This is a genomic window from Riemerella columbina, from assembly GCF_030517065.1.
In the GTDB taxonomy this organism is placed as follows: Bacteria; Bacteroidota; Bacteroidia; order Flavobacteriales; family Weeksellaceae; genus Riemerella; species Riemerella columbina_A.
The window spans coordinates 227,331-251,607 of record NZ_CP103950.1 but is presented as its reverse complement, the minus strand read 5'-3'; the positions used below and the strand labels follow the sequence as shown (position 1 = coordinate 251,607).

Sequence of the window (24,277 nt, the reverse complement as noted above, 5' to 3'; positions counted from 1 at the left end):
GATTTTTATCTTTGTAGCGTTAGATATATTTTTTGATCTTTCTTAATATAAGTCCCCTCTTTAGGAAACTGTTCTAAGACTTTCCCCACCCCTTTGTACTCCACGCGATAGCCTAAATTCTCCAATTGCGGAATCACTTCTTTACCAATCAAGCCTTCCAAATGTGGCATTGTATGGTTATTGATTGTGATTTTAGTCTGCGCAGGCGTCAGTTTATTGAGGTTCACTTTTTTATCTACCAACATTTCTTTTTCCACATTGAGCGGCGTTTTCAAGAAAGTTTTACCTGCAATTTCCTTAAAAACAGGAGCTGCCACCGTTGCGCCATAAAACCCTTTGGAAGTATCTGGCTGATTGACCATCACCAAGCAAGTGTATTTAGGATTGTCGGCAGGATAAAAGCCCGCAAACGAAGACTGGTACTTCATTGGGCCCCCTGGAATCCAATATTCAAACCTTGCCGTACCTGTTTTCCCCGCCATTTTGAGATTGGGCGTAAAGATACTCTTAGCCGTTCCCTTTTCTACGGCTTTGGTAAGAGCGTGTGTCATCATCTCTATAGCTTTATCTGATGCCATTTTATTGACCATAACCTCAGGTTTTGCCTCGTAGGTGACTTTGCCATTTTTCACAATTTTATCGATGAAAAGCGGCTTCACCATTTTACCTTTATTGGCAATTCCGTTGTAGAAAGTTGCCAGTTGTAACAGATTAAACCGTGAAGAATAGCCATACGCCAAAGAAGCTAAAGTGGCTTTGTTCCAGCGCGAGTTATCAGGCGTTACCACAAATGGTTTGGTGGTGCCAGGCAGTTCTATGTCCATTTTGTCAAACATCTTCCAGCGCTTGAGGTGCCCAAAAAACACTTGAGGATTATCCGCATAATATTTAACAATGAGTTTGGCAGACCCTACATTACTGGATTTGGCGAGGACATCACTAATATCATAGGTGCCGCCGCCGTGGCCATCAGAAATAGTTTGCTTAGCATAAGTCCAAGTGCCGTTGCCCACATTCACGGTTGTGTTTTCATCAATAAAGCCATCATCCATCGCAGCTAACAGAGAAACCACCTTAAAAGTGGAGCCTGGTTCTGTGGCATCTTTCAGGGTATAATTATAGGCATCTATATACACGCCAGGTTCTTGCCTGCGGAGGTTGACCATAGCGCGCACTTTGCCCGTGGCTGTCTCTATCACCACCACCGAGCCATGGTCTGCATCAAAATTGATGAGTTGCTTTTCTAATGCAGAATGGGCGATATCCTGAATTCTTAAGTCTAAAGTGGTATAGACATCGCTGCCGTCTTCGGGTTCTTTAATTTGCCAATAATCAATGGGTTTCCACTGGGAGGAGTTGATTCTTTGCTCAAATCTAGAGCCATCTTTCCCTGATAGATATTGACTGAAAGCACCTTCTAAACCAGATTTATACACGCCGTTGTCTAACCCAATGGTTCCTCTACCAATCATATTGGTAGCGAGTTCTCTTTGGTATTTTTTCTCTACGATAAAGCCGCCTCGGTTTTGTCCTTTGGAGAAAATGGGAAATTGCCGAATTCTATTATATTCATCAAAATCTAAATCTTTAACCAAGCTGTAATATTGGTTGCCGCGTTTTCTTTCTTTATCAAATTTATCTCTAAAATAGCTGCGTGGCTTGCCAAACATCCGCCCCAGAGAATCGGATAGAGCGCCGATATTGGCTCTATAAACGGTATCTCTAATGGTTTTGAAATCTACATAAATATCATAGCGCATCACGGTGGTTGCCAGTATAGAGCCATCTGCCGCATAGAGATTGCCACGTGCCGCTTTTAGTTTAGCCTCGCGGAAGTTTTTCTTAATATCATCATTGATTTCTTCCACATTGGTGTTCTGGATAATCAGAATTCTAAAAATAAAAGCCACGAAAATAAGCAACGCTATGAAGGCTAAAAAATACCCCATATGAAGCGCTGTGGTTCGTTTTTTTATAAAATCGCTATTATTTTTCATGGATAGAGTCTATTTTCACTAAAATTTTATGTGGATGATTTTCTAATGGTACCAAAGAGTCTTTGATGACCGCTTTCCCCAGCTGGCTTTCTAATTTTATTTTGATCAATTTACTTTGCGCATAGGCATTTCTGGATTTGTATTCTTCGGTTTTCTCCTTCAGGGCGTTGATTTGTTTAACTTTATTATTGGCTAAATTATTGATGTAAATCATAAAAACCATCATCACCATCAATAGCCCTGCATAGCGATAGTACAGCCTTACTTCCTCCCGGTTGAGAAAGTTCCCCTTGATGAGGCTCCCGAAATTGAATTTCTTTTTTTTATAATTATGATTCTTCTTTTTTGCCATTATCTCAATGATCACCGAATATTTCAGCGGTGTGTTTTGTTTTTTCTATTGTTGTTCTCTTTTAATACCCACTCTCATTTTAGCACTTCTCGCCCTTGAATTTTTTTCTATCTCCTCTTGAGAAGGCACGATGGCTTTGGTTTGTAGCAAATCAAACGCTTTATGGTAGTTGCCGTATAAATCTCGCTCTGGCTCTCCCTCAAACATTCCATTTTTAAGAAAACGCTTTACCAACCTGTCCTCCAAAGAATGGTAAGAAATGACCACCAATCGCCCACCTGGTTTCAAGATTTTATAAGCTTGCGTGAGCATTTCTTTCAAGGCTTCCAATTCTTGGTTGACCTCAATCCTGATCGCTTGGAACACCTGAGCAAAAAATTTATTTTGCCGATGTGGCGGTATGTAGCTGAATAGCGCCTTTAAATCTTCCGTGGTTTTTATCTTTTTATTTTTCCGATGGTGTACAATTTCCCTTGCCAACTTTCGTGCCTCTCTCAGCTCGCCGTAGAGGTAGAAAATGTCCGCCAAATGCTCTTCCTCATACTCGTTAACCACCATTTGGGCATCTAATTTTTGCAAAGTGTTCATCCGCATATCCAGAGGCGCCTCACTGCGAATGGAAAAGCCACGCTCTGCCGCATCAAACTGATGAGAAGACACGCCCAAATCCGCCAAAACACCATCTACTTGCTGTACGCCGTACATCAACAATGCATTTTCTAAAAACCTAAAATTCTGATTGATGAGCGTAAATTGTTCGTGGTTGAGGGCATTTTCCAAAGCATCTAAATCTTGATCAAAACTAAACAAACGCCCCTCTGGCGAAAGCCGAGAAAGGATCTCCTTAGAGTGGCCACCGCCGCCAAAGGTGCAGTCCACATAAATACCACCCTCGTTGGTCACGAGCGCATCTACACTGGGTTTTAATAAAACAGGCTGATGGTACACTTTTTTTGTTGTATTTTTTAATTTAAAATAAGGCTAAACTTGCTCTGTATCGGGATTCCCCATGACCTCTTCCGCCATTTCCGCAAAATCATTTTCGTTAAGGCGAATATTCTCTTCGTAGGCTGTTTTATCCCAAATTTCAAAAAATTCGCCCACGCCAGAAATCACAATATCTCGGCTCAGTTGGGCAAAATCCTTCAAATCTTTTGGGATTAAAATCCGTTCAGATTTATCAATCTCCACCGATTTTACACCAGCGGTAAAGAGCCTGATAAAATCTGTATTTCTCTTTTTGAAACGGTTCAACTGGTTCAAGCGCGCCGTTAGTTGTTTCCACGGCGTTTCGGTATAGACTTCTAAACAATTCTGGAACACCGCACGCTTCACGATAAGTCGCTCATCTTGCAGGGTTTCCAAGTGCTTAGCCAAAGGCGAAGGGAGTTTAAGCCTGCCTTTATCATCTATTTTACACTCATATGTTTCAAAAAAGTAATTCATTTGGGACAAAATTAGTCAATAATTTCCAAACTTTACCACTTTTTACCACTTTTTAACCTATTGTTGATAAGTTTTTTCTCTCGCCTCAAAAACCTCGTAACCATTTGATTGTCTTAATACAAGCCCTCTTTAAATATTCCACAATGCCGTAACCAAGCCCTATGGCGCTTTGATTTTATGCAGTGCGTAAAACAAAAAAAATTTTTATACGGCGAGTTTGGTGTTTAATTTGTATTTTTGCGAGTCATAGTAGCGTTTTTATGATTTTTAAAACCAAAAAAGAGAAAAAATTCAATTTCATAGAAGAGGGCGAAGGACACCCTATGGTGCTTCTCCACGGGCTGATGGGCGGCCTCAGCAATTTTGATGATACCATTGCTTTTTTTTCGGAAAAAGGCTATAAAGTACTGGTGCCAGAGCTGCCCATCTATGATTTGCCTGTGCTCAACACCAACCTAACCGCCATTTCTAAATATGTGGCTAAATTTATCCAGCAAGAAGTCGGCGGCAAGCCTGTAACCCTTGTGGGCAACTCTATGGGCGGACATATTGGCTTAATTTTAACGCTGGCAAAACCCGAGTTAGTGAAAAATCTGGTGCTGACAGGCAGCTCTGGACTTTACGAAAAATCCTTCGGCGATAGTTTTCCAAGAAAAAGCGACAAGGAATACATCAAAAGAAAAACCCAAGAGGTTTTTTATAATCCAGAAGTGGCGACAGATGCTCTGGTAGATGAGGTTTTTGCGGTGGTTAATGACCGTATGAAGGGGATCAAAACCGTGATGCTCGCCCGCAGTGCCATCAAACACAATATGCTGAAGGATCTCCCAAAAATCACTTGTCCAACCTGCCTTATCTGGGGAAAACAAGACCATGTGACACCGCCTGAGGTGGCTGAAGATATGCATCAGCACATTCCAAATTCTGACCTCTATTGGATTGATGAATGTGGACACGCCGCTATGATGGAGAAACCTCAAGAGTTTAATGAAATTCTATACTATTGGCTCAAAAAAGTCAATTCTTAAACTTTTAGCCTATGATGATTAAAAGCGCCGAGTTTGTCAAAAGTAGCCAAAAATGGCAAAGTTGCCCTGAGCCCAACCTCCCAGAGTACGCTTTTATTGGGCGTTCTAATGTGGGAAAGTCCTCGCTCATCAACGCCATTACCAATCATAAAGGCTTGGCAAAGACTTCGCAAACGCCTGGGAAAACCCAGCTAATCAACCATTTTCTCATCAATAATGAGTGGTACCTTACCGATTTGCCTGGTTATGGCTATGCTAAGGTTTCCAAATCTCTGCGCAAGGATTTTGAGAAGTTGATTACCAACTATATTCTTAACCGAAAGAATTTGGTGAACCTTTTCGTATTGGTGGACATCCGCCATACACCGCAGAAAATTGATTTGGAATTTATAGAATGGTGTGGAGAGAATGGCGTGCCTTTTTCCATTGTTTTTACCAAATTGGACAAAATGAAGCCCAACGCTGCAGAGAAAAATCTACAGCTCTACACAGAAAAACTCCTTGAAACTTGGGAAGAACCGCCCGCGATGTATGTGACTTCTGCGGAGAAAAAAATCGGAACTGAGGAAATCCTCAACTTTATAGAACAGACCAATCGCTACTTAGCCGAACATAAAATCAATTTCAATGGATAACCTTATTTGGAACATTAAAGCTTTTAATGAGCTCAGCGCTGAGGAGTTTTATAAAATAATGGTGGCAAGGCAAGCGGTTTTTATGATAGAACAAAATGTAACCTACCAAGACGCCGATGGCTACGATGACCAGGCGCTCCACCTTTGGGCAGAAAATACGGCGGGAGAATTGTTGGCGTATTGCAGGCTTTTCCCTGAACATATTAAGTATGCTGAAGCTTCTATTGGTCGGGTTTTGACCACAGAACAAGGGAGAGGGCAAGGCTTAGGGAAACAGCTCATTGCCTATGCGATAGAATGTATAGAAAATAGATATAGAACCCGAAATATCCGAATCTCTGCACAAGATTATCTTTTAAAATTCTACAATGATTTCGGTTTTAAAGATACTGGTAAAAAATACTTGGAGGATACCATTCCTCATACAGAAATGCTAAGAGCTTAGATAAATCTAAACTCTTTTTTTAAAATTAAAAAGTCATTTTTTACTTCAACCAACCTAAGTCTCCAAAATATTTTTCAAATTTCTGGATTTTAGGGCCTACTACGGCACTGCAATAAGGCTGCGTTGGGTTTTCATTATAATAACCTTGATGATAATCTTCGGCTTTCCAGAATTTTTCAAATGGTGCCAACTCTGTTACATAAGTCCCGTTCCAGCGCCCTGTGGCTTCGGATGTCTTGATGGCTTCTTCTGCCATTTGTTTTTCGTTTTCATCATTGTAAAAAATAACCGAGCGGTACTGCGTGCCCACATCATTACCCTGTCGATTGAGTTGCGTAGGATCGTGAAGAAAGAAAAAGACCTCCATCAATTGCTGATAAGAAATTTGGTCTGGATGGTAGGCAATCTGCACCACCTCGGCGTGTCCTGTTTCGCCAGTGCAGACTTCCTTATAAGTTGGATTGTCTTTGTGTCCGCCAGAATAGCCCGAAAGCACGGCTTCTACGCCTTTCAGTTTATTGAAACAACTTTCTACACACCAAAAACAGCCCCCACCTATCGTAAGGTATTTTATATTATTTTGCTCTATCATTTCTTTTTGATTTAATTCTTGGTTAGATTTTTTAACTTGCCCACTGCACGCCCAAAGCATACAGCAAAGCCCTATGAATATGGCTTTCATCTTATTTTTCCCAAACCAAAGCACTGGCACCCAAAATAGCCGCATCTGCCTCATCTAACTCACTAAATACCAATTTAACTTTACCTCGGAAAGTTGGGAATAGGTTACGCTCCATATGGAGTTTAGTCGGTTTCAAAATAAAATCTCCTGCCTTAATAACACCCCCAAAAAGCAAAATAGCTTCTGGCGATGAGAACATCACGAAATTAGCCAACGCCTCACCTAACTTTTGCCCTGTGTAGCGGAAGACCTCAATAGCTGTAGAGTCGCCTGCTAAAGCGCATTCGTGAACAGTTTTAGCGTTAATTTGTTCCTCAGGATAGTCATTCAGCATTGATTCTGGAAATTCAGCGCGCATCTTTTTTGCCGTAATAGCAATGCCCGTAGCAGAAGCGTAAGCCTCCAAACTGCCTTCTGAGCCTGTGCTCCAGTGTTTCCGCCCTCCAGGTTTTACAATGGTATGCCCCAACTCTCCAGCAAAACCATCGTGGCCATAAATCAGCTGTCCATTCGCGATAATGCCGCTCCCCACGCCTGTTCCTAAAGTAATCATAATGAAATTTTTCATTCCCTTAGCGGCACCAAACATCATCTCGCCAAGAGCTGCAGCGTTGGCATCATTGGTAATAGTACACGGCACACCAAACTTTGCTGTAATTTTCTCCGCCAAAGGCACAATACCTTTCCAATTAAGATTAGGTGCGTTCTCAATGGTGCCATTATAATGATTGCCATTGGGTGCCCCGATGCCGATGCCTTCTAAAACGCCATCTTTGGCGTGCTGGTCTAATAGTGGTTTAACCTCGTTATAGAGTTGGTCTATAAACTCATCTACGGTTTCTGTTTCCGTTTTGATGCGGCCTTTACCAAGAATATCTCCTCTATGATTAACCAACCCAAATTTGGTATTGGTACCACCGATATCTATCCCCAAAGCCAACTGTTTAGATAAATCCACTATCGCCATAATCTTAAATTTTTAGAGGCTATAAAATTACGAATTTTTATCCGTTTGTACCAAAACTTTAACTTTAAGTGAGGAAAAAATTGCCCATTTCCAAAATTGAAAACGGGCAAGATGTTATTTAAAAATCGGTTCCTTACGCTGGGATTTCCCCTTTATAAAGGAAAGACACGATTTCCTTATTAATTTTATCTACCATTTCGCTAAATAGATAAAAAGATTCTTGCTTATAAATCACCAATGGGTCTTTCTGTTCATAGACTGCCCCCTGCGAAGAGCGGCGTAAGTCGTCCATTTCTCTAAGGTGGAGCTTCCAGTTTTCATCAATAATGGCTAAGGAAATATTTTTCTCAAAATCATTGATGAGGCTATCACAATGAGTTTCGTATGCCTCTTTTAAGTCGGCTAAGACGGTCATCGTTCTAGTGCCATCACTAAACGGCACTTGGATCATTTTAAACATATTCCCTTGGTTTTGGTATACATTCTCTATGATTGGGAACGATTTTTCCTTGAGCAATGCCAACTTCATTTCGTAGTCTTCTTGGGCTTTTTTGAATACGATGTTGGTCAGCTCTTCTACGGTTTTATTTTTGAAATCAGCCTCAGAAACTGGGGTTTCCATCGTGAAATATTTGATGATTTCGTATTCAAAATCTTTGTAATCTCCTTCCATTTTCGTTTTGTTCACGATGGAGTGGGCAACATCAAAAATCATATTGGCGATGTCGTATTTCAGATGGTCTCCAAAGAGGGCATTTTTTCTTCTTTTGTAGATCACATCTCTCTGTTTGTTCATCACATCATCATACTCCAAGAGCCTTTTACGGATACCGAAGTTGTTCTCTTCCACCTTTTTCTGCGCTCTCTCGATAGATTTGGTAATCATAGAATGCTGGATCACCTCGCCATCTTTGTGCCCTAATCTGTCCATCATTTTGGCAATTCTTTCGGAGCCGAATAAACGCATCAAATTATCTTCTAACGATACATAGAACTGCGAACTTCCTGGGTCTCCCTGTCTTCCTGCTCTACCTCTCAGCTGTCTGTCCACACGGCGAGAGTCATGTCTTTCTGTCCCGATGATCGCCAATCCGCCTGCATCTTTCACTTCTTTGCTTAGTTTAATATCGGTACCACGCCCTGCCATATTGGTCGCGATGGTTACCACACCTGGAGCACCTGCACCTGCCACAATTTCGGCTTCTTGTTTATGCATTTTGGCGTTGAGTACTTGGTGCGGAATTTTTCTAAGTTGTAAGGCTTTAGATAAAAGCTGCGAGATTTCCACGGAAGTCGTTCCTACCAACACTGGGCGACCTTGGGCGGTCAATTTTTCCACTTCTTCAATAACGGCGTTGTATTTTTCACGGTTGGTTTTGTACACCAAATCGTGTCTGTCGTGGCGCTGAATAGGGCGGTTAGTTGGAATAACCACTACATCTAATTTATAGATTTCCCAGAATTCACCTGCTTCGGTTTCTGCGGTACCCGTCATTCCTGCCAGTTTATTATACATACGGAAATAGTTCTGCAATGTAATGGTGGCAAAGGTTTGTGTAGCCGCTTCAATTTTCACATTTTCTTTGGCTTCTATGGCTTGGTGCAATCCATCGGAATAGCGTCTGCCCTCCATAATACGCCCTGTTTGCTCATCAACAATTTTTACTTCGCCATCCATTACCACATACTCATCATCTTTTTCAAAAAGTGTATAGGCTTTAAGTAACTGATTTAAAGTATGAATTCTTTCAGATTTAATAGCGAAGTCTCTAAATAATTCTTCTTTTTGAGCAAATTCTTCTTCTTTCGGTAAGTTTTTAGCTTCTAATTCTGCGATTTCCGTACCGATGTCTTGCAACACGAAGAAATTAGGGTCTGAGTTGCCTTGCGACATATACTCCACGCCCTTGTCTGTAAGGTCTATTTGGTTATTTTTTTCATCAATCACGAAATAAAGGTCTTTATCCACCTTCGGCATTTCACGATTGTTATCTTGCATATATTGGGCTTCTACCTTTTGTAAAAGGGCTTTGTTCCCTGTTTCTGATAAGAATTTAATCAGCTGTCTGTTCTTTGGCAAACCTCGGTAAGCTTGTAGGAGCTTAAAGCCGCCTTCTTTGGTATTGCCTTGTGCGATAAGCTTTTTGGCTTCGTTAAAGATAGTACTTACTGTTTTACGCTGGATTTGGACAATGCGATCCACAGAAGGTTTGAGCACATCATATTCCTGTCTATCGCCTTGTGGCACGGGACCAGAGATGATGAGCGGCGTTCTGGCATCATCGATTAAAACAGAGTCCACCTCATCTACGATGGCATAGTTAAGCTCGCCTTGTACCATTTCTGATGGCGAATTGACCATATTATCTCTAAGGTAATCAAAACCGAATTCGTTATTGGTACCGTAGGTAATGTTGCACTGGTAGGCTTTTCTTCTGGCATCAGAGTTCGGTTGGTGGTTGTCAATACAATCTATGGTCAAGCCGTGGAATTCGTATAGAGGTCCCATCCACGCGGAGTCCCTTCTGGCGAGGTAATCATTCACCGTAACCACATGCACCCCTCTTCCTGGTAAGGCATTGAGGTAAATCGGCAAGGTTCCCACTAAGGTTTTACCTTCCCCTGTTGCCATTTCGGCGATTTTACCGCTGTGGAGCACCACCCCACCGATGAACTGCACATCATAATGCACCATATCCCACTGGACTTTTGTGCCTGCGGCATCCCAATGGTTGAGCCAAACCGCCTGATCGCCCTCTATCACCACAAAGTCTTTGGTGGCGGCAAGTTCTCGGTCTCTATCGTTAGCTTTCACTCTGATTTCGCCATTTTTAGCCCATCTTTTAGCGGTTTCTTTGAGCACTGCAAAGGCTTGTGGCAAGAGGTCTGTAAGGACTTTTTCTTCAATCTGATAGGCGTCTTTTTTCAGCTCTTCTATTTTGGTAAAGAACGCTTCTTTTTCATCTACATTGGTGGTGTTTTTGATGTCCTTTTTTACCTGTTCTATCTGAGTGGTAATTTTGGCAGTAGCTTCTTTTATTTTGGTTTGGAATTCTACAGTTTTTTGTCTCAGTTCATCATCAGAAAGTTTCTCTATTTCGGGTTCTGTAGCCTTAATTTTAGCGACTACTTTTTTGACTTCTTTGAGGTCTTTTTCGTTTTTATTTCCAAGGAAACTTTTCAGTATCGTATTTAAAAAACTCATAATAATAGATTAAATTAAGCCTAAAAAAGAGTAGGCTTTTTCATTAAATAGTTATAAAAGGGTACAGCGAAGAGCGTAGTGCCCATCGCTGTTTGGTTAATATTCATCTTCGTTCCAGAGGAAGTCTTCATCTGTGGGGTAATCACTCCACACTTCTTCTATACTTTCATAGATTTCGCCTTCGTCTTCTATGGCTTGTAGGTTTTCTACGACCTCCATTGGCGCACCTGTTCTGATAGCGTAATCTATCAATTCTGCCTTAGTCATTGGCCACGGCGCATCACTAAGATAAGATGCTAATTCTAATGTCCAGTACATATTATTTTAATTTTTTGCAAAAATAAAAAATTAAGTGAGATTTTTTATCTTTTTTAAATGATTGTTATGGTTTTATTTTAAAACAACTTAGGCTTGCTTTCTCAAAAACCATTCCACAAATTTTTTTATGCCATTTTGGAAGTTAGTTGATGGGGCATAGCCGATCATTTTTTTGGCTTTTTGTATATCGGCATTGGTTTTTTGCACATCGCCAGGTTGCATAGGCTGCTGGTTCCGTATGGCGGTTTTTTCCATCGTGGTTTCTATGGTTTGGAGCATAGCATTGAGGGTAACCACCTCGCTTTCTCCTAAGTTGATAATTTCATAAACCCCTTGGTGCGTTTCCAAATAGGCGATGGATTTTAGAATGCCATCAATAATATCCGCAATATAAGTGTAATCTCTCGCCGTGGAGCCATCGCCATAGAAAGGTACGGCTTGCCCTTCGCTCATCATTTTGGTAAATTTATGTATCGCTAAATCAGGTCTTTGGCGAGGTCCATACACGGTAAAAAATCGCAACTGTATCATATCAATACCATACAAATGGTGGTAAGTATGCCCTAAAATTTCACCGCATTTTTTGGTGGCTGCATAAGGCGATATGGGACGGTCTACATTATCCGTTTCAGAAAAAGGCACCTTTTCATTATTCCCATAAACACTTGAAGATGAAGCACAAACAAACTTTTTAATCCCTCTATCTTTGCAGACTTCCCAAAGGTTCATCGTGCCACGGATATTCACGGCTTCGTAGTCGAGTGGGCGCTCTATCGATGGGCGAACGCCTGCCAATGCCGCCAGATGAATCACCATATCGGGGTGGTGTTTTTTCACGATTTCATCTATGCCCTCTTTATCTTTAATATCTTGATAATAAAGTTGATAATTATCCGAAGTAGTCTGCGTTATCAGGCGATGAATGTCCTCGGTTTTATCATTGGTAAAATCAAAATCGGTGGGAAGACCTACGGATTCTAAGGTGTTTTTGATTTTGATAGGATAGGCATAAAAATCATCAAAATTGTCTATATTGATAACAGAATGTCCTTTTTTTAACAAAGCTTCTACCAGATGAGAACCAATAAAGCCACTGCCGCCTGTGATAAGATATACCATTGCTAATATTGTATTTTGGTAACGATGATGAAACAAAAAATCTGCACAAAAGTAACAAAATTATATTAAATTTTAATTCTTATTTTTGGAGAAATTTTTTGAGTATGAAATTCCAAGGGCAAATCCGAAAAATGAAAGCGCAGTGGGCAGAGCCTATTCAATATTACCTCAACCTCTCTCGTGATTTATTGCACATCAACGAGCTGTTGCAGCGCCATATTACAATCTCGCACCAAGGCTATGAATGCGTTAACTGCGGTAGTGATGAGCCTATTTACCAAATGGGATTCTGCAAAAAATGCTTTTTTGAAAGCCCTTATGCCAGCGAAACCATCCTCAAACCAGAGTTATCCAAAGCCCACTTAGGCATAGAGGAGCGAAATCTCAGCGTAGAGAAAGAGATCCAACTGCAGCCACACATCGTGTATTTAGCTTATACTGGCGATTTTAAAATCGGTGTAACCAGGGAAACGCAAATTCCTACCCGCTGGATCGACCAAGGCGCCTCCCAAGCTCTCCCTATCGCCCGAACGGAAAACAGATATGAGGCAGGGATGATAGAAGTCGCTCTAAAACAGCACCTTTCCGATAAAACCAACTGGCGAAAAATGCTCCAACTTCAATCTATCGATAATGATACAGACCTCTACGCCAAACGCGATGAAATAACACCACTCATCCCCGCTGAATATCAAAAATTTATTATTGATGCCGAGGTGCTCAACTTAGATTTCCCCTACCAACCACCCGCCAGCATCCGCTCTGTAAGCCTTTCTAAAACCCCAAATTTTGAAGGACAATTGGTAGGCATAAAGGGGCAGTATTGGTGTTTTCAAGACGGCAGCGTGATGAATATTCGCGCCCACGAAGGCTTTGTTGTAGCCCTCCAAATCTCGTAAGGTATAGATTTTGTTAGTGCTATACTTTTTACACTAATCTATATGAATAAATATCTAAAAGTAGGCGGCATAGTGCTGGGCGCCGTGTTGCTCATTGGCATTTTACTTAATTTCGGGCTCAATCTTTGGCTCAAATACGGACTGCCCAAATACATTAAAAACAACACCGACTATGCCGTGCAATACGAAAATTTAGGCGTAGATGTATGGACGGGCAACGTCAGCGCTAAAGCCATTCGCATTAAAACCACTTCTAAAAAAACAAATATCCTTAAAATTTCAGGGGATATTAAAGCTTTGGAAGTTTCAAGATTGGGTTTGTATAGTGCAATATTTCAGCACGATATCAATTTAAATCGGTTGGCATTGGAGCAACCTCAACTGCATATTCTATTGCCCGAATCTCAAAAACAAAAACAAGACAAAAATTGGAGCTTAAGCCTCGGGCAAGTGCTGATAGAGGGCGGAAATATTGAAATCCATCAACCGAAGCAAAAATTAGCCTCTGTAAAAGATTTGCACCTCAACATCAAAAATTTAAAAACCAGCCAGAACCCCAACCAAGAGCTGCCTTTTAGTTTTGAGGATTACCAAATTCGTGGTAAAGCCCTTGAAATCTCGCCAGATGAAGTGTACCGCTTTACTATGGACGATTTTTCCAAAGATAAAAACGAGGATTTGCATTTGGTTAATTTCAAGCTCAAACCCTTGATGGATTATGCCCAGTTTACGAAGAAATTTCCTAAAAAAAGAAATCTTTTTGATGTAGAAATCAAAGAGGTACAGCTGAAAACCTTACAGTTTGAAAGTCAGAAAATTAAGTTAGAAGAAGTGGTTTTTACCGAACCACAACTCACACTCCATACCACCAATGTCGCCCCAGAAGAGAAGGAAAAAAGTTTTACCTACCAAGTGGAAATGGGCAATGTGCAACTCCAAAATGCGAAAATCAACATCCTGAAGCCCAACACCAAACCGCTGTTTTCCACCGCATCTCTCACGATGAACATCAGCAAAATTTTTATGGATGACCAGACCGCCAAAGGTAACATTCCTTTCAATTATGAAACTTTTGATATTGATGCCCATCAGCTGGCTTATTATTCTAATACAGAGCAAATTAAAGTGAACCACCTCAAAGCGCAAAAGAATGATTTAAGCCTGAGCCAAATTTCTGTGAAGCCCACGGCACGCTCGCCGTATCAACCAGAAATTCAGATGAATATAGACCAACTTCGCTTTAAAGCCAAATATTGGGCATTTGAGGATAATCGGTTGAAGTTAGACATCGCTCAAGCCTATGCAGGTCGGGTAGATGCGCACATTAAGGCCGCTACCCAATCTCGGCAGAAGCAACAGGATTTTTCTGGAATTGCGATGCCCCTACTCATCCGCCGCGCCGAGGTTAAGCACGCCAACCTAACTTTTGAAAAAGACCAAAAACCACTTCAGATAAAAGGCGCCTCTTTTGCCGTGAATGATGTGGAAATGAACGAGAACACACTCAATCACCAAATTCCTGTCAAAGTTGGAAATTTTAAATTGGCTGTGCAGTCCGTGGATTATAAAATGAACCCTTATTATCGCTTGAAAACCCAAGCCATCACGGTAGAAAATCGGCAGTTTGCCATCCATCAATTTGAGATGATCCCTATGGTTTCTCGTGCGCAGTTCATCAAGATGATTCCTTATGAAAAGGACTTTTATACCATTACTGCCAAAAAAATTGCTGGGCACGGCGACTGGAATTTGCTCACCACAGCGCAACCTTACATCAATGCTGAAAACCTCCTCCTCAGCGAGGTTGATGCCAATATTTTCCGCAGTACCATTCCGAAAGATGACAACAGCGCGCGCCCACTCTATGCCACTATGTTGCGGAAGATTAAACTGCCGCTTTACATTAAACAAGTGGATTTAAAAAACTCTAAACTGGTCTATGAAGAAGATACCGAAAGTAGCAACGGCGCAGGAAAAATCGCGTTCAGTTCCTTTAATGCCACACTGAAAAACATCAACTCGGCTAAGATGAAAAACAAACCTACGGTGGTAGATATTGCCGTGAATGCCAAGTTTATGAACGCCTCGCCGCTCATCGCTTATTGGCAGTTTGATGTTAGAAATCAGCAAGATGCCTTTAAAATCTGGGGACATTTATCGGATTTGCCCGCGGTTCGCATCAACTCGTTTTTATTGCCTTATCTTAAAATCAAAGCCACGGGCGCTATACAGCGTTTAGATTTCAATTTTAATGGTAACCAGCAGTTTTTAACTGGAACGATGAAGATGAAACACCAAGAGCTTAAAATTGCTTTTGTAGACAAAGATGGAAAAGAGAAGCACAAACTCCTCAGCGGCATTATCAATTGGGTAGTCACCAACGATTCTAAAAAATACCCTGATGCCGTGGATATTGGCAAAGTGGAGCGCGAGCCACAACGGTCGTTTTTCAACTTTTTTTGGAAAGGTTTAGAGGCCGGATTAAAGAAAATTCTCATCTAAACTTTGCTATCCTAAACGCACGTTCATCTTATCCACCCAAGCCAATGCGGCAGGGCATATCTCTATGTTTTTCAAGGTCAGGTGGTTAATTTGATACACCTTTTTTCGGTTGGTATGCGGAAATTCGCGACAGGCTTTGGGGCGCACTTCATAAATCATACACGCGTTATCATCGAGCAAAAACGGACAGGGCATAGACTGGAACACCCAATCTTGGTCCTCATCTACCCTAAGATAACGAGCCTCAAACGCCGCAGATTTCATTTTGAGGAATTTAGCAATCCGCTCTATATCTTGTGCGGTCAGTAGAGGTCCCGTGGTTTTGCAACAGTTGGCACATTCCAAACAATTGATTTGCTCAAAGACCTCATTATGAACCTCTTCTGCCAAGTAATCTAAATTTTTAGGTGGCTTTTTCTTGAGCTGATTTAAAAACTTTTGGTGGGCTTTTCGCTTTTGCTGTGCCGCCCGCTGGTGTCCCTCTAAATCCATACCGCAAAGATAGAATAAAAAATAAAATGCTAATTAAGATTAAAAAGTCTTATTTTTGCATCAGAAATAAAAATGCCGCTCAGTGGCTAAATTAAAAATACCGTGATGAAAGACATTGAATCCCGCGCAGATATAGAGCAATTGGTCAATCGGTTTTATGATAAAGTAAACCGCGATGAAACCATAGGCTTCTTTTTTAACCAAATTGCCAAAGTGGATTGGGATGAACACCTCCCTAAAATGTACGATTTTTGGCAAACGCTATTATTTGGAGAAGTGGCTTATAAAGGCAATCCTATGGGCGCCCATTTCCCTATCAATGAAGTGGTTGCCATGGAAAAGTACCATTTTGAGCACTGGCTACAACTCTGGACAAGCACCATAGACGAGCTCTTCCAAGGCTCTATGGCGACCACCGCTAAATATAAAGCCGCCAATATTGCCAACCTGATGGCGTACAAAATGGAAATGGCAAGACGCTGATTTTCATAATTAAAAGAAAATAATTACTTTTGTTTCCTTATGGATGCAGAAGAAATTTTATACGCCATTGCCCTTCGGAAAAGCCCCTCGGTGGGCGATGTGGTTTTTAATACATTAGTAGATGCCGTGGGCTCCGCTAAAGAAGTCTGGCATCTCTCCAAAAATCATCTTAGAGGCATCTCGGGTATCGGCAAAACTATTGCAGAGCACATCGGTAACGAGAAATGGCTCCGGTTTGCCGAGCAAGAACTCCAGTTCTGTGAACAGCATCAAATCAAAATTAGACTGCGCCATTTGGGCGAACTTCCGCCACTCTTAAATGAATGTTATGGTGCGCCCGCTATCCTCTTTCAAAAAGGCAACTATGATGAAACCGCCACCAATATTAGCATTGTGGGTACCCGCAACGCCACCGCTTATGGCAAAGCTTTCATCAAAGACCTGATGGAGGCTTTGAAATCTAAAAATATACAAATCATCAGCGGGCTGGCACTCGGCACTGATGGCACGGCACACCAAGAAGCCTTGAGCGTTCAGCTTAAAACCTCCGCCGTTTTAGCCCACGGATTGCACACGCTGTATCCGAGTAAGCATCGGCAATTGGCACAAAACATCATAGACCACGGCGGTGCTCTGTTTTCGGAATTTACTACGGATAAAAAGCCCGATAGAGAACATTTTTTGCAAAGAAATCGGATTGTAGCAGGGCTGTCGCAAGCTACCATTGTGGTGGAAAGCGCCTATGCTGGCGGCTCTATGAGCACCGTAACCTTCGCCAACCAATATAATAGAGAGGTTTATGCGCTCCCTGGGAAAATTAACGACCTCTATAGCCAAGGCTGCAACCGTGTGATTTTTCAAAATAAAGCCAAAAACATTTGTGATATTCCTTCATTATTAGAAGATTTGGGGCTGGGCAACCAACCGCCTCGGCTAAGGGAATTGTTTCCTAAACCTTTGCCAGAGCTCAATGAACAGCAAAAATCAGTTTACGAAATCATCAAAAATAAACCTCAAACCAGCTTAGATGAGTTGGCGGCACAGCTTCATCAAAATCCTGTAAAACTCTTGCCTATTTTATTAGATTTGGAAATTTTAGGCGTCATCAGCACCCATTCTGGGAGGCAATATTCCACAGTATTATAGAACATCCTTTTTTTATAAAATAAATAATTTTAAAAATCAATTTTTAGTCCGTTAACGATATGTTTTTTTTTATTGTAATTATGACAATAAAAATATTTTGAAGCGATTTTTTTTTTGAAATTTACAAATAAGGCTTGCGTGATATTAAAAAAAGTTTAATTTTGTTGCTATCAATTAAACGCTATGGAACAATATAATGTAGACCAAAAAATTCAAGAATTTATTGCAAATGTAGAAGCTAAGAACCCTAATGAACCTGAGTTTCTACAAGCCGTGAAAGAAGTAGCGGTAACTGTAATACCTTTTATCGCCACTAAAAAAGAATACCGTGGCATGAAGTTATTAGAAAGAATGGTAGAACCTGAGAGAACCATTATTTTCCGTGTGCCTTGGGTGGACGACAAAGGCGAAATCCAAGTGAATAGAGGCTTTAGAATCCAGATGAACTCTGCCATAGGACCTTATAAAGGCGGTATTAGATTTCATCCTACTGTGAATCTTTCGGTACTTAAATTTTTAGCGTTTGAACAAGTATTTAAAAACTCCCTAACGACCCTACCTATGGGCGGCGGAAAAGGAGGCTCAGACTTTGATCCACAAGGCAAATCCGATATGGAAATTATGAGATTCTGCCAAGCCTTTATGACCGAACTTTGCAAGCACATAGGCCCTCAAACCGATGTTCCGGCAGGAGATATAGGCGTAGGCGCCAGAGAAATTGGCTACCTTTTTGGGCAGTATAAAAAAATCAGAAACGAATTTACAGGCGTACTCACAGGTAAAGGCTTAGCCTATGGTGGTTCCCTCATCCGCCCTGAAGCAACTGGTTACGGTGTAGTTTATTTTGCTGAGCAAATGTTAAGAACCATCGGCGAAGAAGTGAAAGGTAAAACTTTCGCGGTATCTGGCTTCGGTAATGTTGCTTGGGGGGTAATCAAAAAAGTAGACCAATTGGGCGGTAAAGCTGTAACCATCTCTGGGCCTGATGGTTATGTTTACGACAAAGACGGCATCACTGGAGAAAAAATAGATTTCTTATTAGAACTTAGAGCCAGCGGAAACAACCGTGCCGAAGACTATGTGAAAAAATATCCAGAGGCAGAATTCCACGCTGGAAAACGCCCTTGGGAAGTAAAATGTGATGTGGCTATCCCTGCCGCTACACAGAATGAACTTCATTTAGAAGACGCCATCAACTTGGTTAATAATGGTTGTATCTGCGTAACGGAGGCGGCTAATATGCCTTCTACATTAGATGCCATCAACCATTTTATCGATAATAAAGTCTTATTCTCACCTGGAAAAGCATCTAACGCTGGTGGTGTAGCCACTTCTGGATTAGAAATGACTCAAAACTCAATCCGCCTCAACTGGACTTCTGAAGAGGTAGATGCCAGATTAAAAGAAATTATGATTGGCATCCACAAAATGTGTAGAGATTACGGTAAAGAAGAAGACGGCTATGTAAATTATGTAAAAGGTGCTAATATTGCAGGCTTCGTAAAAGTAGCAGAAGCGATGCTGGCTCAAGGCGTAGTATAAAGACTAATGACCAAAAAACCATCTCGTAGGTTATACGAGTAAAAAGTAAAATGAAAGAAAAAAGTTCCTCACCTGAAAGATTGAGGAACTTTTTATTGCGCTAAGCCCAACAAAAATCATTATTTTTGGACTTTAAATTCAAACTTATGCAAAAAAACACTTGGACCACAGAAGACATCTTAGAGATTTATAATCAACCTTTTTTTGACTTAATCTACCAAGCCGCCACGGTACACCGCCAGCATCACGACCCACAGAAAGTGCAAGTTTCCTCGCTGATTTCCGTAAAAACAGGTGGCTGTCCCGAAGACTGCGGCTACTGCCCACAAGCTGCAAGATACCACACCGAGGTTAAAATCCACGAGATGCTCCCTGTTAACCAAGTGAAAGCCCAAGCGCTTAGAGCCAAACAAAATGGCATTTCTCGCGTTTGCCTCGGGGCAGCGTGGCGTAATGTAAAAGACGGCCCTGATTTTGACCATGTTATCGATATGGTAAGAGAGGTCACCAAGCTGGATATGGAGGTTTGCTGCACCTTAGGTATGCTCACCGAAAATCAAGCCAAAAGACTTGAAGAAGCTGGGCTCTACGCCTATAACCACAACATAGACAGCTCCGAAGAATATTATAAAGAAGTGATTTCCACCCGTGCCTTTGAAGACCGTTTGGAAACCATTGGCAATGTCAGAAAAACCTCTATCACCCTGTGTGCTGGCGGCATTATCGGTATGGGCGAATCTGTGGAAGACCGTTGCGGAATGCTCAAAGTTTTAGCCAATATGACGCCACAGCCAGAAAGTGTGCCCATCAATGCCTTGGTGGCGGTGGAAGGCACCCCTATGGAAGACCAAAAACCTGTTGATATTTTTGAATTTGTGAGAATGGTTGCCACAGCTCGCATCGTATTACCTAAAACCCAAGTGCGCCTCTCGGCTGGTAGAACAGAGTTTTCCAAAGAAGGACAAGCGCTTTGCTTCTTTTCAGGTGCCAATTCCATTTTCGCTGGCGATAAACTACTGACCACGCCTAACCCTGATATCAACGAAGACAAAACCCTCTTTGAACTCTTAGGCATCCAAACCCAAGCACCGTTTGAAAAACACGCCAAAAGACCAGTCGTAGAAAAAGAAGACAGCCAATACCAGCCTTTGGGCGAAAACCCAAAATGGACACGCCCTGAGCATAAAATCCCTCGCAATGAGGAAAAGAAAAAATCTTCGCTTCAACTTAAAGGAGATTCAAAAATTTAAGGATTGAAAGATTAAATGATTTGTAAAATTGTGAATTTGTTTATTTGGGCGTACCGCACTGCCTTTTTTTCAAGGGAAAAAGGCAGTGCGTCGGTCTACGGGCAGTCGCTTTTTTTGATTTTTTTCGAAAAAAATCAAAAAAGAGCTCCAACAATGCCCTCCGCCCTCACGCGAATACCCTGCGATAATTCCAAATTATTTGAAAATATTTGCCAGCGGGTGCTACCCACCCTGCGGAAGTTCTCCGTTTCCCCTCCTTGCGGAGGAGTAACCTGAAAGGCGTGGAAAATAGCCATTGGAGGGAACATGGGAAATATTCACAGCTTCACGATTTAACAAATCACTCCATTAGAAAAAATATTTGTGCAGAAAAATTCCCTTTTTTTTAAAGAGGGAGGGCCGTAGGACGGGGTGTGTTTTGAAAGGATATTAAAATAATCTGGATTTTGAAATTTGAAATCACGCAGTGAACCCACCCCACCGGGCACCCCTCCGAAAGGGCGGAGAGCCTCCGCAGGCAATTATCAATGCGGAGCCACCCCTTCAATCTTTTAATATTTAATTCCTTATCTTTGTAAAAAACAACAACATTATGGATAAGAAAGTATGGCTGGTAACAGGGGCTTCCAGCGGTTTGGGATTGGCTACGGTAAAGCAATTGCTGGCTCACGGTTACCGTGTGGCGGGTACTTCTCGGAATGTGGAACAGCTCGCCGAGGCGGTGCAAGATACCACGGGGCGCTTCCTCGCCTTGCCAATGCAGGTAACCGATGAGCAGAGCATCGCCGAGAATTTGGAACAAGTGGTGGCGACTTTCGGCAGGTTAGATGTCTGCGTGAACAATGCTGGCTATATTTTGGTGGGCAGCATAGAGGAGCTTTCCGACGCCGAGATTCGCAAAAATTTTGATGTCAATGTCTTCGGAATGATGAATGTGATCCGTGGGGTGATGAAGATTTTCCGCCGCCAAAACTCGGGGTATTTCCTCAATATCGCCTCTATTTCTGGGAGCACGACCGCCCCAGGGCAAGCCATTTATAGCGCCACCAAAGCCGCCGTAATTATGCTCACAGAAGCCGTAGATTATGAGGGCGAGGACTTCAATGTGCGGGCGACAGCCGTTTGTCCAGGTGGATTTCGTACCAATTTCCTCTCCAACCGTTCGGCGAAATTTCCAGAACACCCTATGAACGAATATCGCTCGGTTCGCCACTTTGAGCAACAGTACAAAAACCTCAACCAAAACCAAGGCGGCGACCCTGACAAGGCAGCATTGGCATTCATCGAGTTGGCAGAAAGTGCCAATCCACCACAGCGCATTTATCTCGGTTCCGATGGCGTGCGTGCGGCTCAACGCAAACTCCAAGAGGTGGCACAGACCATCGACGAGTGGCGAGATCTCAGCCTTAGCACCAATTTCACAAACTAATCACAATCTGTTGTCAATAAGGAGTTTGAAGTTTCAATAAAACACCAATACACACTGATGAGTGTTGCGGTGTTTTTTCCATCGGGAGGGAAATTTTGCTGTATCGGGAAGGAAATATTTTTCCATCGAGAGGGAAAAAAGTTGGGAACGAGATGAAAATTTTCTTCAAGCCTGATGGAAGAAAAAGAGGAAACTGATAGCACTTTTCCCTCAACTGCTTTCATTGATTTTTAATGAAGAAAAGGTATTTTGGAGATTATAAAGGCGTTGCGTTTTCGCCTAAAAATAAACGCTAAACTAAAAATTTAAACAACGATGAAACCAACGATTATTTATGTTTACGATGGACTTTGCTCGTGGTGCTACGGCTTTGAGCCGCAGATGCAAGCCTTGTTTGAGCAATGGCACGCCACGCACGATTTTCAATTCGTGAGCGGTGGGATGTTCCCCGAAGCCCAACAACAGGGTATTCAGAGCATTTTGGGCGATAATTTCCGTGAGGCATATGCCCGCGTTGCCGAATATTCTGGGGCGGTGATTACCGAAAAATATTTAGACGGGCTGGTGGCACAGGAGAATTATATCGTCAATTCCGATGCTACGGCGAGGGCTTTTGCTACCTTTCAGTCGTACGGAAAAACGCAGGCGGAGCAATTGGCGTTCATTATTCAGCTACAAATCAATATTTACCAAAATGGACTCAACCCCAACGGCGAGGCTCTTTACCGAGAGACTGCCGCTCATTTTGGACTTTCGGAAGATGATTTTTTAGCCAAAATGCAGTCGGAGGCGGTGCAAACAGCGGTAGACGAGGCGTATGCCTATGCCCGAGCGTTGCAGGTGAATAGCTTTCCGCAGGTATTCCTCAAAACCACCGATGAGCGTTATTTTCAACTCGCCAAAGGCTACACCACCGCCACCCACATTTCCGAAATCATCAAAAAAATAGAAGAGGAAGGGGGTTGAAAATAAAGAAATTAAAAGATTTAATGATTCAAAGATTGTAAAATCGTTTATTTGTGAAGCTCTTATTTGTCAGCGGGTGCTACCTGCCTCTCTGCATTTTGCTTTTTTCCAAAATACAGTCAATTTGTTGAAAATGGCGGAGGATATGATAGACATAAAATTGTAAGGCATCGCCAAGCTTTAGGTGAATCAAGGGCGAAATGGAAGTGCGGATTTTGACTCGGTTGAGGTTTACGATTTGTGATAGCTCCAAAAGATAATGAAGTTGGTTTTGCTGGCTTAAAAACTTTGAAAACACCGAAATATCAAGGGTTTCATTTAACGGATTTTTGTCTTTCGCCGTTTTCATTTTGTTTGTTTTTAGTTGAGGTAAAATGCTATTAACAAAATACTTACCTAATATTCCACTTCTAAATTCAAGCTGGGGTGTCGTACGAGAATGGCGGATTTTACGTTCCATTTCTGGGAGGTAAAAATCGCCGTAGCGGTTCAGGTGTTCTATGCACTCCAAAATGTTCCATACAGTGGGCTGTGGTTTCCAACGGAGGGCAGCCTCATCGAGCTGGCTTAGGGCTTTGGCTCGGCGGGTAATTTGTGCTGTGTGTGCCAATAAATCGTGTATCAAAGCATCGGTTTTCATACTTATTTTTGTGCAAAGATCAACAAAATAAAATCATCAATTCTTGACGAAAATCAAGATTTTTTAAGCCGAGAGAGGGTTTCGGGGCTCATTCGTAAATAATTGGCAATGTATCTATTAGGGATTTCTTGAAACAATTTTGGGCTTCGTTCTAACACACGGCAATAGCGCTCTTGTGGCGTGGCTGCGAGGAGATCTTGTTCGCGTTCAACCTGTTGTAACAATAGTGTTTCCAGCATTTTTATCCAGCGTTCAGGGTGATTTTTTATCAATGGCTGAATTTGTGATTTCGGAATGATTTTTAGCGCAGTATTCTTCATCGCTTGAATGCCCATTGCTGATGGTTTCTCCGAAATAAAACTATCTAATGCCGTGATAAAATCGCCCTGATACCCCAGCCGAATGGTGTGTTCCGCTGTCTTATTAATGATAAAAATCCGCACACTCCCACGCACCACATAATACAGATTGGTATCGGTGGTTCCACAATTTTTGATGAGTTCGTGGCGTTTGAGCGTGATTTCTTGCGTTGCGAACTGGATAAGGTCTTGCATTGGAAAAGTGTTTAGTGTTTTTAGATTGCTGATTTTCCAAATTTAAGGATTTAAAATTAAAAAATTTAGAAAATCGTGAATTTGGTTATTTGTGAGCCTCCCTTATCTCCAAAGGATAATTTTGCCTACACCTTTCAAATGGAGGTTAATTGCGTGCGGAGGCTCTCCGCTTCCCCTCTT

General features: G+C 41.9%; 23 protein-coding genes. 11 read left to right on the top strand and 12 right to left on the bottom strand.

Annotated elements, in window-relative coordinates:
• Positions 1–5 precede the first annotated feature (5 nt).
• The 4 genes from NYR17_RS01130 to mraZ are packed head-to-tail and all read right to left on the bottom strand — an operon-like array spanning position 6 to position 3,795.
• Positions 6–1,997: a penicillin-binding transpeptidase domain-containing protein gene (locus NYR17_RS01130; protein ID WP_302505862.1), complete on the bottom strand. Its 1,992-nt coding sequence runs from the start codon at positions 1,995–1,997 to the stop codon at positions 6–8.
• Positions 1,987–2,349, bottom strand: coding sequence for an FtsL-like putative cell division protein (locus tag NYR17_RS01125; protein ID WP_302505861.1), 363 nt, complete (start codon positions 2,347–2,349; stop codon positions 1,987–1,989). The genes NYR17_RS01130 and NYR17_RS01125 overlap by 11 nt, the downstream gene beginning before the upstream one ends.
• Before the next feature lie 45 nt (positions 2,350–2,394).
• Complete coding sequence (gene rsmH / locus NYR17_RS01120) at positions 2,395–3,297, bottom strand: 16S rRNA (cytosine(1402)-N(4))-methyltransferase RsmH (RefSeq protein WP_302505860.1); 903 nt, start codon at positions 3,295–3,297, stop codon at positions 2,395–2,397.
• 33 nt (positions 3,298–3,330) lie between these two features.
• Positions 3,331–3,795, bottom strand: coding sequence for a division/cell wall cluster transcriptional repressor MraZ (gene mraZ / locus NYR17_RS01115; RefSeq protein ID WP_302505859.1), 465 nt, complete (start codon positions 3,793–3,795; stop codon positions 3,331–3,333).
• A 260-nt stretch (positions 3,796–4,055) separates the two neighbouring features.
• Between mraZ and NYR17_RS01110 the strand changes: the two genes are divergently transcribed.
• From NYR17_RS01110 to NYR17_RS01100, 3 genes are read left to right on the top strand one after another with little or no spacing between them, the layout of a single operon-like run.
• On the top strand, positions 4,056–4,823 hold the full coding sequence (locus tag NYR17_RS01110) for an alpha/beta fold hydrolase (protein WP_302505858.1): 768 nt from the start codon (positions 4,056–4,058) through the stop codon (positions 4,821–4,823).
• Positions 4,824–4,834: 11 nt separating this feature from the next.
• The gene (gene yihA / locus NYR17_RS01105; protein WP_302505857.1) at positions 4,835–5,458 is read left to right on the top strand and encodes a ribosome biogenesis GTP-binding protein YihA/YsxC; all 624 of its coding nucleotides are present in this window, start codon (positions 4,835–4,837) and stop codon (positions 5,456–5,458) included.
• Positions 5,451–5,903: a GNAT family N-acetyltransferase gene (locus NYR17_RS01100; RefSeq protein WP_302505856.1), complete on the top strand. Its 453-nt coding sequence runs from the start codon at positions 5,451–5,453 to the stop codon at positions 5,901–5,903. Before yihA ends, NYR17_RS01100 begins: the two co-directional genes overlap by 8 nt.
• Positions 5,904–5,943: 40 nt before the next feature.
• Here the strand turns inward: NYR17_RS01100 and msrA are convergent, their stop codons facing one another.
• The 5 genes from msrA to NYR17_RS01075 all read right to left on the bottom strand — a co-directional run bounded on the left by msrA (position 5,944) and on the right by NYR17_RS01075 (position 12,194).
• Positions 5,944–6,585: a peptide-methionine (S)-S-oxide reductase MsrA gene (gene msrA, locus NYR17_RS01095; protein WP_438826604.1), complete on the bottom strand. Its 642-nt coding sequence runs from the start codon at positions 6,583–6,585 to the stop codon at positions 5,944–5,946.
• A 1-nt stretch (position 6,586) separates the two neighbouring features.
• Positions 6,587–7,552 (bottom strand): ROK family protein, encoded by a 966-nt coding sequence (locus tag NYR17_RS01090; protein ID WP_302505855.1) that lies wholly within the window; start codon positions 7,550–7,552, stop codon positions 6,587–6,589.
• Between the two features lie 133 nt (positions 7,553–7,685).
• Complete coding sequence (secA, locus tag NYR17_RS01085) at positions 7,686–10,757, bottom strand: preprotein translocase subunit SecA (RefSeq protein ID WP_302505854.1); 3,072 nt, start codon at positions 10,755–10,757, stop codon at positions 7,686–7,688.
• 96 nt (positions 10,758–10,853) lie between these two features.
• A complete protein-coding gene (locus NYR17_RS01080) occupies positions 10,854–11,075 on the bottom strand; it encodes a DUF2795 domain-containing protein (RefSeq protein ID WP_002662059.1) in 222 nt (73 codons plus the stop codon).
• An 87-nt stretch (positions 11,076–11,162) separates the two neighbouring features.
• On the bottom strand, positions 11,163–12,194 hold the full coding sequence (locus NYR17_RS01075; protein ID WP_302505734.1) for a GDP-mannose 4,6-dehydratase: 1,032 nt from the start codon (positions 12,192–12,194) through the stop codon (positions 11,163–11,165).
• Positions 12,195–12,298: 104 nt separating this feature from the next.
• Here NYR17_RS01075 and NYR17_RS01070 point away from each other — a divergent pair, with 104 nt between their 5' ends.
• Together NYR17_RS01070 and NYR17_RS01065 are read left to right on the top strand one after the other, a co-directional pair.
• Positions 12,299–13,093, top strand: a complete 795-nt coding sequence (locus NYR17_RS01070; protein WP_302505732.1) for a DUF2797 domain-containing protein — start codon at positions 12,299–12,301, stop codon at positions 13,091–13,093.
• 42 nt (positions 13,094–13,135) lie between these two features.
• Positions 13,136–15,595, top strand: a complete 2,460-nt coding sequence (locus tag NYR17_RS01065; protein ID WP_302505731.1) for a hypothetical protein — start codon at positions 13,136–13,138, stop codon at positions 15,593–15,595.
• Positions 15,596–15,601: 6 nt separating this feature from the next.
• Here the strand turns inward: NYR17_RS01065 and NYR17_RS01060 are convergent, their stop codons facing one another.
• A complete protein-coding gene (locus tag NYR17_RS01060) occupies positions 15,602–16,087 on the bottom strand; it encodes a YkgJ family cysteine cluster protein (protein WP_302505730.1) in 486 nt (161 codons plus the stop codon).
• A gap of 105 nt (positions 16,088–16,192) precedes the next feature.
• Here NYR17_RS01060 and NYR17_RS01055 point away from each other — a divergent pair, with 105 nt between their 5' ends.
• The 6 genes from NYR17_RS01055 (at position 16,193) to NYR17_RS01030 (ending at position 22,903) form a co-directional block, all read left to right on the top strand.
• The gene (locus tag NYR17_RS01055) at positions 16,193–16,570 is read left to right on the top strand and encodes a group III truncated hemoglobin (RefSeq protein WP_302505728.1); all 378 of its coding nucleotides are present in this window, start codon (positions 16,193–16,195) and stop codon (positions 16,568–16,570) included.
• A 39-nt stretch (positions 16,571–16,609) separates the two neighbouring features.
• Positions 16,610–17,716 carry a DNA-processing protein DprA gene (gene dprA / locus NYR17_RS01050; protein WP_302505727.1) on the top strand — a complete coding sequence of 369 codons (1,107 nt, stop codon included), beginning with the start codon at positions 16,610–16,612 and terminating at the stop codon, positions 17,714–17,716.
• Positions 17,717–17,899: 183 nt separating this feature from the next.
• A complete protein-coding gene (gdhA, locus tag NYR17_RS01045) occupies positions 17,900–19,258 on the top strand; it encodes an NADP-specific glutamate dehydrogenase (RefSeq protein ID WP_302505725.1) in 1,359 nt (452 codons plus the stop codon).
• Positions 19,259–19,404: 146 nt separating this feature from the next.
• Positions 19,405–20,508, top strand: coding sequence for a biotin synthase BioB (gene bioB / locus NYR17_RS01040; protein ID WP_302505724.1), 1,104 nt, complete (start codon positions 19,405–19,407; stop codon positions 20,506–20,508).
• A gap of 592 nt (positions 20,509–21,100) precedes the next feature.
• Entirely contained in the window at positions 21,101–21,937 is an 837-nt protein-coding gene (locus NYR17_RS01035; protein ID WP_302505722.1) for an SDR family oxidoreductase, read from the top strand.
• A 315-nt stretch (positions 21,938–22,252) separates the two neighbouring features.
• On the top strand, positions 22,253–22,903 hold the full coding sequence (locus tag NYR17_RS01030) for a DsbA family protein (RefSeq protein WP_302505720.1): 651 nt from the start codon (positions 22,253–22,255) through the stop codon (positions 22,901–22,903).
• Between the two features lie 79 nt (positions 22,904–22,982).
• Here the strand turns inward: NYR17_RS01030 and NYR17_RS01025 are convergent, their stop codons facing one another.
• Both NYR17_RS01025 and NYR17_RS01020 read right to left on the bottom strand, forming a co-directional pair.
• The gene (locus NYR17_RS01025; protein ID WP_302505719.1) at positions 22,983–23,543 is read right to left on the bottom strand and encodes a DinB family protein; all 561 of its coding nucleotides are present in this window, start codon (positions 23,541–23,543) and stop codon (positions 22,983–22,985) included.
• A 53-nt stretch (positions 23,544–23,596) separates the two neighbouring features.
• The gene (locus NYR17_RS01020; protein WP_302505717.1) at positions 23,597–24,097 is read right to left on the bottom strand and encodes a Crp/Fnr family transcriptional regulator; all 501 of its coding nucleotides are present in this window, start codon (positions 24,095–24,097) and stop codon (positions 23,597–23,599) included.
• Positions 24,098–24,277: the final 180 nt, after the last annotated feature.